General features: G+C 38.2%; 6 protein-coding genes, 7 tRNA genes, 1 rRNA gene and 1 pseudogene. 3 read left to right on the forward strand and 12 right to left on the reverse strand.

Translation table 11 applies throughout. The features are described 5' to 3' along the window. Positions 1 to 203 precede the first annotated feature (203 nt). The gene (locus Ana3638_RS05295) at positions 204 to 2,591 is read left to right on the forward strand and encodes a GH39 family glycosyl hydrolase (RefSeq protein ID WP_161837105.1); all 2,388 of its coding nucleotides are present in this window, start codon (positions 204 to 206) and stop codon (positions 2,589 to 2,591) included. Continuing rightward, positions 2,561 to 2,713: a hypothetical protein gene (locus Ana3638_RS05300; RefSeq protein ID WP_161837106.1), complete on the forward strand. Its 153-nt coding sequence runs from the start codon at positions 2,561 to 2,563 to the stop codon at positions 2,711 to 2,713. Before Ana3638_RS05295 ends, Ana3638_RS05300 begins: the two co-directional genes overlap by 31 nt. A gap of 113 nt (positions 2,714 to 2,826) precedes the next feature. On the opposite strand, the gene Ana3638_RS05305 is transcribed toward Ana3638_RS05300, so the two are convergent. The 4 genes and pseudogenes from Ana3638_RS05305 to fsa all read right to left on the reverse strand — a co-directional run bounded on the left by Ana3638_RS05305 (position 2,827) and on the right by fsa (position 8,088). Beyond that, complete coding sequence (locus Ana3638_RS05305; RefSeq protein ID WP_161837107.1) at positions 2,827 to 4,254, reverse strand: sensor histidine kinase; 1,428 nt, start codon at positions 4,252 to 4,254, stop codon at positions 2,827 to 2,829. Position 4,255: 1 nt separating this feature from the next. Continuing rightward, positions 4,256 to 4,939, reverse strand: a complete 684-nt coding sequence (locus tag Ana3638_RS05310) for a response regulator transcription factor (RefSeq protein ID WP_161837108.1) — start codon at positions 4,937 to 4,939, stop codon at positions 4,256 to 4,258. 481 nt (positions 4,940 to 5,420) lie between these two features. Continuing rightward, positions 5,421 to 7,405 (reverse strand): annotated as a pseudogene (gene tkt / locus Ana3638_RS05315) (transketolase). A gap of 29 nt (positions 7,406 to 7,434) precedes the next feature. Further along, a complete protein-coding gene (gene fsa / locus Ana3638_RS05320) occupies positions 7,435 to 8,088 on the reverse strand; it encodes a fructose-6-phosphate aldolase (protein WP_161837109.1) in 654 nt (217 codons plus the stop codon). Between the two features lie 338 nt (positions 8,089 to 8,426). Here fsa and Ana3638_RS05325 point away from each other — a divergent pair, with 338 nt between their 5' ends. Further along, on the forward strand, positions 8,427 to 9,284 hold the full coding sequence (locus Ana3638_RS05325) for a D-amino acid aminotransferase (RefSeq protein WP_161837110.1): 858 nt from the start codon (positions 8,427 to 8,429) through the stop codon (positions 9,282 to 9,284). A gap of 153 nt (positions 9,285 to 9,437) precedes the next feature. Here the strand turns inward: Ana3638_RS05325 and Ana3638_RS05330 are convergent. The 8 genes from Ana3638_RS05330 to Ana3638_RS05365 form a co-directional block, all read right to left on the reverse strand. After that, positions 9,438 to 9,510 (reverse strand) — tRNA-Lys (locus tag Ana3638_RS05330). Between the two features lie 68 nt (positions 9,511 to 9,578). After that, positions 9,579 to 9,651, reverse strand: a tRNA-Phe gene (locus Ana3638_RS05335). A 72-nt stretch (positions 9,652 to 9,723) separates the two neighbouring features. Further along, a tRNA-Met gene (locus Ana3638_RS05340) sits at positions 9,724 to 9,797 on the reverse strand. Positions 9,798 to 9,833: 36 nt separating this feature from the next. Next, a tRNA-Tyr gene (locus Ana3638_RS05345) sits at positions 9,834 to 9,915 on the reverse strand. 90 nt (positions 9,916 to 10,005) lie between these two features. Further along, a tRNA-Thr gene (locus Ana3638_RS05350) sits at positions 10,006 to 10,078 on the reverse strand. Positions 10,079 to 10,106: 28 nt separating this feature from the next. Continuing rightward, a tRNA-Val gene (locus tag Ana3638_RS05355) sits at positions 10,107 to 10,179 on the reverse strand. Positions 10,180 to 10,193: 14 nt separating this feature from the next. Further along, positions 10,194 to 10,267, reverse strand: a tRNA-Asp gene (locus Ana3638_RS05360). Between the two features lie 57 nt (positions 10,268 to 10,324). Further along, positions 10,325 to 13,227, reverse strand: a 23S ribosomal RNA gene (locus Ana3638_RS05365). Positions 13,228 to 13,333 lie beyond the last annotated feature (106 nt).

The following is a 13,333-nucleotide window of genomic DNA, read 5'->3' on the forward strand; positions in this document are numbered from 1 at the left end:
AATATAATCATACAGTAATGATATTTTCTAAACAATGCTAAAACAATAGGATTTATATGCTGATTTCTGCTGTTTTTATTACTCACTGAATAATTTCAGTTTAAACCAATCGTAAAAACTTGCAGTTATTCTTGTCAACGCCATCTTCATATGCTATATTTGGCTATAAGTAAACCATTTATCAGTTAAGACAGAGGTGAAATATGAACAGTAATCATGAATTAATTGAATACAGCAAAAACCTTCCCATAAAACTGTTTTGTGAACGTATCGGAAGTGTACAAAAACACTGGCATAGAAGTATTGAACTTCTTCTCGTCTTATCCGGTGATTTGGAAGTATTGGTAGAAGATGAGCAATTTACACTGAAAGAAAATGATCTGATCCTGATTAATTCCAATCAGGTACATGAGACTTATAGTAAGGATTGTGTATTGATAGCTTTGCAGGTTCGTCTGTCCATGTTTCACATGGACTGGCTTAATTCAGAAAATGTATTTTTTCAATGTAACTCATGTATACAAGGAAATAATGAACATTTTGATTATATCCGGGAGATTATTGCAAAGTTGATTGAACTAAATACCAGTACGGTATCATGCAACCAATTACTATGTTTTTCTTATGTCTGCCGTCTGATATATGAGTTACTTAGACATTTTAAAGCAGAACAGCCGTCCGTAATCCGCACCCAGAAACAAATGGAACGCCTGCAGAACATTATTGAATATATTGAAAATAATTTTAACAGGGAAATTACCCTGAATGAATTAGCCGGAACTGTATATCTTTCACCCTCCTATTTGTCCCATTTTTTTGAAAAGAATATGAATATCTCAATTACTAATTATTTAACCAAAATAAGAATTGAACATTCTATTGACTTTTTACTTAACACTGATTATTCCATAGAAAAAATAGCTGAACTTTGCGGTTTTTCAAACCCCCGATCCTATGCTTCATTTTTCCGTAAGCAGTATAATAAACTTCCCAGCCAGTTCCGGAAAGAGAAAAAGGGTGAGTATCTTCCTTTAGATCGGTTGGATCCTGCTCAGAATAGCAGTTATTTAAACTTAGACAAATACGATTTTTTTGGCAAACTTTCCACATATCTTAACAATACCGATACGAAAAACGATATGGAACTTTACAATGTCAAAGTAAATATAGGCAATATTTCAACCAGGGTGACTGTACCTTTTACGAACCCTGCACTGACTTTTTGCTCTGTCGGCCGTGCTCAGGAAATATTATATCGAAACATACAGGAAATGCTGATTATACAGCAAAAAGAAATCGGTTTTCGTTACATAAAATTTCATGGTATTTTTGATGATGCGTTAATGGTTTACCGTGAAGATTCCACGGGAAATCCTGTCCTAAATTTTAATATGGTAGATGAAATATTGGATTTTTTGCTGAGTATACAGTTGTACCCCCTGATACAATTTTCATTTATGCCAAAAGCTCTGGCTAAAACGCCTGAAAAGGAATTTTTCGCGGTTCCTTTTATTATGAGCGAACCAAAAGATTATACCAAATGGGAATACCTGGTAACCCAGTTTACGGAACACATTCTGAATCGATATGGACTTTCAGAAACCTCCAATTGGATTTTTACTTTCTGGAATGAAACCCTGTCAAATTTTCCTTTCGATTTTAAAAACCGTGAAATATCGCTTCAATTATATAAAGTAACCAGAAATACGGTAAAAAAAGTAAATCCTCTTTTTCAATTTGCAAATACCTCATATATAAACAGCAGTATGTCTTCCGATACTTTGCAGTATGTTCTAACCTATATGGAAGATAATGATTGTAAACCGGATGTATATTTATTTCATTTTTATCCTACTACTAATTCACATTGGAATAAACTAAAAGAATTTGATCATGATACTTTTATGGAATATATCTCAAATAACAGTCCTGCCTTAAATAATGACCCCGATGCCTTCGGAACATATCTGGACATGCTGAATGATAAACTGCCTGACCGGAGTAAAAAACCCCTCTATATAACCGAATGGAATCTCAGCCCTTCTCACCGGGAGTTACTTAATGATACCTGTTATGCTGCTGCCTATTTTATCAGGAATATCCTTATAAACTATAATAAAGCAGACAGTTTCTGTCATTGGTCCCTTTCCGATTGGATGGAAGAACTATCTTTTCCTTCCCAACTTTTTCATGGTGGCGTAGGGCATTTTACAAAAAACGGCATAAAAAAACCTGCTTATTATTCCTACCTCTTTTTATCAAAACTAAAAGAAGAGTTGGTAGCGCAGGGTGATAGTTATTTTATAACCAAAAATAAAAATAATGAAAACTATAGCATTATTTTATATAATTACTGTCAGTTTTCTGATCTTTACAGTAAAGGTTTAAATTTTAATTTTTCCTATACCAGCCGTTATGAAGTTTTCCCTGACGAGTCAAAGAAAGAACTTAAATTTTCCTTATCCGGTATGGAAAACGGGGAATACAGAGTAACGGAAGAAATCGTAAACCGTAACTATGGAAGCTGTTATGATAAGTGGGTGGAAATGGGGCTGTCCCTTTGGAAACAAAAGAAGAGGTTGAAACCTTAAAACAGTTATCCCATCCATTTTTAAAAAAATCCATTTCTTCCGTTACAAATCAGGCACTGGATTACGAGACCGTATTAGAACCTCATGAAATTCGGTTAATACAGATATCGAAAAGAGATTGACGTATCAATTCCTGTTGGACTACAACAACACCTGCAAAATGAATACTGTTAACTTTAATTAATATTAAGTTAGTTTTAGAACTGCAGACTTAATAAGATTTTCTGCCGGTACTTTAAAATCTTTTTGGTAAGGTTATGATAAAGGTTGTCCCTTTTGTTAGCTGGGATCTTACCTTTATTCTTCCCGTATGGCCTAAAATAATTAATTTTGCAATGGATAAACCGAGACCATGACCGTATATTTTTTCATTTCTTACCTGGTCTGAACGATAGAACCTTTCAAAAATATTGTCAACGTCTTTTCGGGTCATACCAATACCGGTATCCTGCACCGTAATTACACAATCTCCGTCATCATTTTGGCATTTTATCGTAATGGTATCACCATCCCTGGTATACTTAACAGCATTGTCTATAAATACACGGATTGCTTGTTTCAGAGCCTGTTTGTCACCATATACGATTATATCTTCTAAAACTGGACTTTCAATACTTCGGTTTGCAGTGACCAAACGGGTTTCTTTCACCATTTCTTCTACGACGTGGCACATATTAAACTTAACTTTTTCAAGTTTTAAAGTTTTTTTATCATGCCTGGATAAGAAAAGCAGCTTTTCCACCAAATCCTGCATAGATTTTGCTTCATTATTAATTGCTTCTATGGATTCCAGTAATACCTCTTCGTCCTTGGTTCCCCAACGGCTTAAAAGGTTTCCATAACCCTGTATTACGGCAATGGGAGTACGAAGTTCATGGGAGGCATCCGAAACAAATTGCTTCTGGCTTTCATAAGAAACTTCAATACGGTCTAACATACTGTTTATCACATTTGCCAGGTCTTTTAATTCATTTTTTGTACCTTCTACGTTTAACCTCTGACTATGAAGATTATTAACAGTAAGGTGATTGGCGGAAGCAGACATTTCATATATTGGTTCTAATAATTTCTGATCACTTTTCTTTCCTTGTTTAATAATAATATAAACCAAAACAAGATAAAGGATTATCATAAATCCTAAAAGCCAATCAAGTTTCTCACCGCTCTCTTCCAGATTATATTGAAAGTATAACTTATATGTTTCATCGCCGGTCGTAATCTCTCTATTCTCTGAAATTATAATAATTGGCATGAATACGTTATCATTCCTCTGATAAGTAATGTATCCAAAGATTTTTTTGTCACCGGAGTAATCCTTCCCTGTATCATTATAAATTACCGATTTCGTATCTTTATTGATAATTTTTAATGTAAAACCATCAATTATATATGGGTTAAGAATTTTGTTGTTTTGGCTTTTTCCATTATTTTTAAAATTTTCCATGATACGATCCGCTTTTTTATTATAATTTCTCCATTCTGCTCCATAATACAACATGGAAAATATAATAGCAAAGACTGCTCCGTTTATAATTAAAAGCTTTAAATAATGAAGGGAAATGCGAAACGCTATTGAGAATCGAAATTTTCCAAGCCATTCTTCCTTTTTTCTTCTGAATGGCAATACAATCTTAATTAATAACTGTCTTATACTTTCTCTCAAATTAAATTTCATCCTTAATAATATAACCTACCCCTCGCACTGTATTAATTAAATGAATTCCGTATTTATCATCAATTTTCTGTCTGAGATAGCGGACATATACATCCACCACATTGGTATCTCCAAGATATTCGTAATCCCACACATTATTCAGTAGCTGCTCTCTTGTAATAGCAATGTTTTTATTTCGAATCAAATATTCCAATAATTCATATTCTTTTTTAGTCAGAGTTACTTCTTCTTCTCCGTAATATGCACTATGGCTTGATAAATTAAGTTTTAGATTACCGATCTGAAGCAGGTCTGCTTTGGGTTGTATTAATTTGGAGTGTCTGTTTAATGATACACGGATTCTTGCCAGAAGTTCTTCAATTGCAAATGGCTTAGTCATATAATCATCCGCGCCTATATCCAAACCGGCTACTTTATCCGTAACATCATCTTTCGCCGTCAGCATAATAACAGGAACTGCAGATTCCATTCTGATTCTTCTGCATACTTCAATTCCGCTAATACCGGGAAGCATAATATCAAGAAGCACTAAATCAACATTTTTCTGCAGCGCTTTTTCCAGTCCTGTTCTTCCGTCTGCTGCTATTTCTACCTCATATCCTTCGTATTTAAGTTCCAATTCTACAAATCTTGCTATTTTGCTTTCATCTTCTACAATTAATATTTTCGCCATACTATATAACTCCTCCTATTACAAAAAAAATATCTATCACCATTCTATCGGTTAAATAAATATTTTTCAATAACTATATATTAAAGTTTTATTAGAAATAGAAAATTTATTGATTATCTTACAGCGTAACTATTGATAATTTTAGTGTATAGGATTTTTGCTCTAGCTCTGACGCTCTGTCACTTTAGTGGAAATCCACCTATGGAGCGTCATGGGCAATCTGCCCGGTAAGGCTTTTTATTTCAAAGGAAAGTTCAGAGAACTTTCCTTTGAATAAAATAGACCCCATTTCCTCCGATTATAAACAAGTTTTTTAATTTACATTACTTTACTTATCTATAATTGGTAAAATACAGGGTCTATTAAATCAAATGTCTTTCACTACTCTTTAAAGAATAATAATAGTAATACATAAAAAATAAAGAAATAAGTTGAGACATATTAAATATAAACTAAAAGATAATAATGTATAAGTTATAAATTATAGTACAGATTTTACGGCAGCTACGACATTTTCTGTAGTAAATCCGAATTTCTTAAATAATTCTCCTGCTGGTGCGGATGCTCCAAAACCTTTCATAGTTACGTAAGCACCGTCTAATCCGACATATTTACCCCAGCCAAAATCTATTGCTGCTTCTACTGCTACTCTTGCTCTGACTTTCTTTGGTAATATACTATCTTTGTATTCTGCACTCTGTGCCTCAAATAAATCTAAAGATGGCATACTAACAACTCTGATATCAATTCCTTCTTTGGCAAGTTCCTCTTTTGCTTTAATTCCTAATTCAACCTCGGAACCGCTTGCCATTATAATTGCATCCGGTGTTTCTTTTGTAGAATCAGCTATGATATATCCGCCTTTTAAGGCTTCTTTGCTGGAACCTGTATATTGAGGAAGATTCTGACGAGTTAATACCAATGCAGTTGGAGTTTTCGTCGATGTAATGGCATAATACCATCCGGCAATGGTTTCCGTAGCATCTGCTGGCCTGAAAACCGTAAAATTAGGCATCGCACGCAGCATTGCTAACTGTTCAATCGGCTCATGGGTAGGTCCGTCTTCTCCTACACCAATACTGTCATGAGTTAAAACATAAGTTAAAGGAAGTCCCATTAATGATGTTAATCTTGCCATTGGTTTCACATAGTCACTGAATACAAAAAATGTTGAAACATATGGCCTTAAACCGCCATGCAGGGCAAGTCCGTTTCCGATTGCTGCCATAGCAAGTTCCCTGACACCAAAATGTAAGTTACGGCCGGCATAATTCTCTTTAGAGAAATCACCTTCATCTTTCATATAGGTTTTGGTAGATGGTGCAAGATCTGCAGAACCTCCGATAAACCCAGGAACTAAGTCTTTGATTCTATTAATTACCATTCCGGATAAATTTCTTGTTGCTTCAGGTTTATCAGGATATGCCCAAAACTCTTCATTATTAATAAGATCTTTTGCAATGGATTCATTATGATATTTATCCCAAAGTTCTTTCATTTCAGGGTAAGCTTCGCAATACTTATCAAACATCTGATTCCATTCATCTTCTACTTTTGCATTCTTTTCAGCAATCGCTTTGAAATTATCATATACAACTTCCGGTACAAAAAATGCATCCGTATGGGACCAGCCTAATTTTTCTCTCATGGCAGCTACATTTTCAACACCTAAAGGTTCTCCATGGGCACTTGCCATACCTTCTTTCGGAGATCCGAAACCGATTTTAGTTTTAACCGTAATCATGGAAGGTCTTGTTTTATCAGCCTTGGCCTGCTCGATTGCGGCACCGATTTCTTCCAGGTCATTACCATCTTCCACTACTAATGTCTGGAAACCAAAAGCTTCAAAACGCTTTCTTACATCTTCCGTAAATGCGATATCTGTACTTCCTTCAATAGAAATTTTATTAGAATCATATAATACAATTAATTTATTTAAACCTAATGTACCTGCCAAAGAAAATGCTTCGGAGGAAATACCTTCCATCATACATCCGTCTCCGCCCAATACATAGGTGTAATGATCCATTACAGGGAATTCTTCTTTATTAAACTTGGCAGCTATATGAGCTTCTGCCATTGCCATACCAACAGCCATTGCCATACCGGCACCCAGGGTCCTGTAGTTGCTTCCACACCAACAGTATGTCCATATTCCGGATGTCCTGGGGTCAATGAATTTAATTGTCTGAAGTTAGCCAAATCATCTGTTGATAAATCACCATAACCAAATAGGTGTAATAATGAATATAAAAGGGTTGAACCATGACCGCCTGATAATACAAAACGATCCCTGTTAGGCCACTTAGGGTTCTTAGGATTATGATTCATATGCTTTGCCCATAATTCATATGCCATTGCAGCAGATCCTAAAGGAAGTCCGGGATGTCCGGAATTTGCCTTTTGTACTGCATCAGCGGATAATACCCTTATGGCATTTACTGATAAAGTATCAATGTTACTCATTTTATTTCCTCCTGTAATATATATATAATTTATTCTCCGAAAACAGCTTTATAGTCTTTTTGGAATTTTTCGATACCCTGATCAGTTAAAGGATGTTTTGTGCATTGTTCAATAACGCTGTATGGAACTGTTGCGATGTCTGCTCCTGCTAATGCACAGTCGGTAATGTGAACCGGATTTCTTACGCTAGCTGCAATAATTTCAGTATCCAGATTATAGATATCAAATATTTCAGATATGGTTCTTATTAAATCGATACCAGGCATAGAGATATCATCTAAACGGCCTAAAAATGGAGATACATAGGTTGCACCTGCTCTTGCAGCTAATAATGCCTGGTTAGCTGAAAAGATTAAAGTAACATTGGTTTTAATGCCTTCACCGGAAAGAACTTTAGTAGCTTTTAACCCTTCTACAGTCATAGGAATTTTAACAACCATATTCGGATGGATTTTAGCAATCTCTCTTCCTTCTGCAATCATACCTGCAGCATCAACCGTAGTAGCTTTTACTTCACCACTGATTGGTCCGTCTACAATGGAAGCAATTTCTTTAATAACTTCATTAAAATCTCTTCCTTCTTTAGCGATTAAGGATGGGTTAGTCGTAACACCACAGATAACGCCCATTTCATTTGCCTTTTTGATATCCTCTACATTGGCAGTATCAATAAAAAATTTCATTTTAAAGCCCCCTTGGTTTTTGTATTTTTTATGTTAGTTTAATAACTAAACAAATTTAAAATCCATTATTTTTTAAAATAATGAAATAATATAAATTTCCTAAAGATAATCACATATAAATATAATATACTATAATCAATAGTATAATGCAATAAAAAAATAAATATTTTATGTCCTATAAATTACATTAAATTTATACAATAATTAATATAAACTGTTTTTAATTATCAATAATTTATGATAGTGTATTATTATAAGCTTAATAAATAAGTACTTTTTCCTTTGAATAAAATTCTTTGGGAATTATAAAATTCATTATAACGAATAGGAGGTTAACTATGGAGAATTTAGGTTACTATTGCGGGTCTTATGGACTTATAGAAGATATGAAGATTCCAATGAATGATCGAGTATGTTATTTCGGAGACGGTGTTTATGATGCTACATATACGGCAAATCATATGATATTTGCATTGGATGAACACGTAGACCGTTTTTTTAGAAGTGCTGAACAGTTAAATATTTCAGTAAGTTTTAGTAAATGTGAGTTGAAAAAATTATTACAGGATATGGTTAATAAAGTTGACAGCCCCGAGCAATTCTTATATTGGCAGGTTACAAGAGGAACTGCTATACGGAATCATGCTTTTCCTGAACCTGATATTCCATCTAATTTATGGATTATGATCAAACCAGGAGGCATTAAAGATATTTATCAAAAATTTAAACTAATAACTGTTGAGGATACTAGGTTTTTTCATTGCAATATTAAAACTCTAAATTTATTGCCAAACGTAATAGCGAAACAAAAAGCTGTAGAAGCAGGATGTGATGAAGCTGTATTCCATAGAGGGGATAGGGTAACGGAGTGCGCTCATAGTAATATATCCATTATAAATAATGGAGTGTTAAGAACAGCGCCTCTAGATAATCTTATATTACCGGGGATAACCAGAGGTCATTTGTTAGATTTTTGCCGTGAAAATAAAATCCCTGTGGATGAATCTCCATTTTCACTAAATGATTTAATGGGAGCGGATGAGGTAATTGTTACGAGCGCAGGTGCCCTATGTATTGCTGCTTCAGAAATAGACGGCATTTCCGTTGGGGGAAAAGCTCCGGAATTACTTAATATATTACAACAGTCTGCTTTGAAGAAGTTTCAGCAGGATACCTGTTATAACAGTTGTTTTTAACCATTACAAGTAACTTTCTAAATTCGGTAATAACTCGAAGTGGATGCTTTTAATATACAAAAAATTACAGATAATTAGGTAAATATATATATTCTCTCTAAATAATGAAACACAAAAAAGACTATATTGAATATAGTCTTTTCGTGATTTTAATGAGACATCCGGGATTCGAACCCGGGACACCTTGATTAAAAGTCAAGTGCTCTACCGACTGAGCTAATATCCCATATTTATTGAAAACGGATTTATCAAAAGCATTACTGCAATTATCTACTTCACATATCCAATAAAAAATGCCCAGAGCCGGAATCGAACCAGCGACACGAGGATTTTCAGTCCTCTGCTCTACCGACTGAGCTATCTGGGCAAGGCCAACTTCGTTGACCCCCAAAGAAAATTTCCTTCTTTTCGGGTTAACGAAAACTATTCAGTTTTCGAATTGCGGGGATAGGATTTGAACCTATGACCTTCGGGTTATGAGCCCGACGAGCTTCCAGACTGCTCCACCCCGCGACAATATTTTTTTGTAATTATGTTTTTTCAAACAAGTGGATGGAGAAGGATTCGAACCTTCGAAAGCGTCGCTAACAGATTTACAGTCTGCCCCCTTTGGCCACTCGGGAATCCATCCATATATACTAGATGTAAACATCTTAGCACTTTAATATTATGTGCAATTATTATAACTTATTGCATAATATAGATGAAAATTTTTCATCTAAGCCGACGATCGGACTCGAACCGATAACCTGCTGATTACAAGTCAGCTGCTCTGCCAATTGAGCCACGTCGGCAATAAACCATTTAGTCATTGTAGTTAAGTGGGACCTATAGGGCTCGAACCTATGACCCTCTGCTTGTAAGGCAGATGCTCTCCCAGCTGAGCTAAGATCCCATATTTTAACTAAACGACCCAGAAGGGACTCGAACCCTCGACCTCCGCCGTGACAGGGCGGCGCTCTAACCAACTGAGCCACTAGGCCAATACTTGACTTACACTAACACATTAATTACACCTAAATTTTATGAACAAACACTTTATGGTCAAGCCCTCGACCTATTAGTATTAGTCAGCTCCACACATTACTGCGCTTCCACCTCTAACCTATCCACCTTGTCGTCTTCAAGGGGTCTTACTAGCTTACGCTATGGGATATCTTATCTTGAGGGGGGCTTCACGCTTAGATGCCTTCAGCGTTTATCCCTTCCAAACTTGGCTACTCGGCCATGCACTTGGTAGTACAACCGATCCACCAGCGGTTCGTCCAACCCGGTCCTCTCGTACTAAGGTCAGCTCCTCTCAAATATCCTACGCCCGCGCCGGATAGGGACCGAACTGTCTCACGACGTTCTGAACCCAGCTCGCGTACCGCTTTAATGGGCGAACAGCCCAACCCTTGGGACCTACTACAGCCCCAGGATGCGATGAGCCGACATCGAGGTGCCAAACCACTCCGTCGATGTGAACTCTTGGGAGTGATAAGCCTGTTATCCCCAGGGTAGCTTTTATCCGTTGAGCGATGGCAATCCCACTTTATACCACCGGATCACTAAGTCCTACTTTCGTACCTGCTCCACCCGTCGGTGTCGCAGTCAAGCCTTCTTATGCCTTTGCACTCTGCGAATGGTTTCCAACCATTCTGAGAAGACCTTTGAGCGCCTCCGATACCCTTTCGGAGGCGACCGCCCCAGTCAAACTCCCCACCTGACATTGTCCACTGCCCGGATCACGGGCACATGTTAGAAATCCAATACTGCAAGGGTGGTATCCCAACAGCGGCTCCACCACGACCGGAGTCGTAGCTTCTTTGCCTCCCACCTATCCTGTGCATGCAATACCGAATCCCAGTATCAAGCTAGAGTAAAGCTCCATGGGGTCTTTCCGTCCTGGCGCAGGTAACCAGCATCTTCACTGGTATTTCAATTTCACCGGGTGCATTGTCGAGACAGTGCCCAAATCATTACGCCTTTCGTGCGGGTCGGAACTTACCCGACAAGGAATTTCGCTACCTTAGGACCGTTATAGTTACGGCCGCCGTTTACTGGGGCTTAAGTTCAACGCTTCGGATCGCTCCTAACATCTCCCCTTAACCTTCCAGCACCGGGCAGGCGTCAGCCCATATACTTCACCTTTCGGTTTTGCATAGACCTGTGTTTTTGCTAAACAGTTGCTTGGGCCAATTCTCTGCGGCCTGTATTGCTACAGGCACCTCTTCTCCCGAAGTTACGAGGTTATTTTGCCGAGTTCCTTAACAATGCTTCTCCCGTCGGCCTTAGGATTCTCTCCTCATCCACCTGTGTCGGTTTACGGTACGGGCTTATGAAAAACAATAGCGGCTTTTCTTGGCAGTTAGCTCACCAGCTTCCCTACTTTAAGTTTCGGTCCACTTAACGTCTTCGTATTATCAGACGGATTTGCCTGTCTGACTACTACCCCGCTTGTACCGGTCTTTCCATTCCCGGCTCTGGCTTTCTCTCTGCGTCCCCACAGTTCTGTTTTCATAAGGTACAGGAATTTCAACCTGTTGTCCATCGACTACGTCTTTCGACCTCGCCTTAGGTCCCGACTTACCCAGAGCAGATCAGCTTTACTCTGGAAACCTTGGATATTCGGCCTAGAAGATTCTCACTTCTATCTCGCTACTCATTCCGGCATTCTCTCTTCTTAACACTCCACGTCTCCTTTCGGTAACGCTTCGTCGCAGTTAAGAATGCTCCTCTACCAATTGTACTTGCGTACAATTCCACAGCTTCGGTGTCGTGTTTTAGCCCCGGACATTTTCGGCGCAGGACCTCTCGACTAGTGAGCTATTACGCACTCTTTTAATGTATGGCTGCTTCTAAGCCAACATCCTAGTTGTTTTCGAAATCCCACATCCTTTTCCACTTAACACGCACTTTGGGACCTTAGCTGGTGGTCTGGGCTTTTTCCCTTTTGACTACCCAACTTATCTCGTGTAGTCTGACTCCTGATCATCATCTGTATGGCATTCGGAGTTTGATAATCTTCGGTAAGCTTTGACGCCCCCTAGGATATTCAGTGCTCTACCTCCATCAGACTAAATCAAGGCTAGCCCTAAAGCTATTTCGAGGAGAACCAGCTATCTCCGGGTTCGATTGGAATTTCTCCCCTACCCACACCTCATCACCACCCTTTTCAACGGATGTGTGTTCGGTCCTCCACCACCTTTTACGGCAGCTTCAACCTGGACATGGGTAGATCACCCGGTTTCGGGTCTACATACACTGACTAAATTCGCCCTGTTCAGACTTGGTTTCCCTTCGGCTTCAGTCTTTTTGACCTTAACCTTGCCAGTAAATGTAACTCGCCGGACCGTTCTACAAAAAGTACGCGGTTCACCTTTAAATAGGTGTTCCACAGCTTGTAAACACAGGGTTTCAGGTTCTCTTTCACTCCCCTCCCGGGGTTCTTTTCACCTTTCCTTCACAGTACTATGCACTATCGGTCACTAAGTAGTATTTAGCCTTGGGGGGTGGTCCCCCGACTTCCCACAAGGTTTCTCGTGTCTCGTGGTACTTCGGATCCCGCTCGCTGTCTTCCGGTTTCGCTTACGAGGCTTTCACTCTCTCTGGCTGGCTTTCCCAAAACCATTCTGCTACCGTACGACTCACTTGTTGCGGTCCATAACCCCGAAGAATAAATTCTTCGGTTTAGGCTGTTTCCATTTCGCTCGCCGCTACTTTGGAAATCGAGTTTTCTTTCTTTTCCTCCGGGTACTTAGATGTTTCAGTTCCCCGGGTTCCCTCTATTAAGCTATGGATTCACTTAATAGTAACGGAGGAATACTCCGTCAGGTTTCCCCATTCAGAAATCTGCGGGTCAAAGGATATTTGCTCCTCACCGCAGCTTATCGCAGCTTATCACGTCTTTCATCGGCTCTTAGTGCCAAGGCATCCACCCTGCGCTCTTATTAGCTTGACCATTTACGTCTCTGCCTAGCGTGACAGATCGTTGGTCTTTGTTCATTAAAGTTTGTTTAGATGTCTGACATAATCTCCATAAATATCAATTTATAACTTACTATAAA

Source organism: Anaerocolumna sedimenticola (assembly GCF_009931695.1).
GTDB lineage: Bacteria > Bacillota > Clostridia > Lachnospirales > Lachnospiraceae > Anaerocolumna > Anaerocolumna sedimenticola.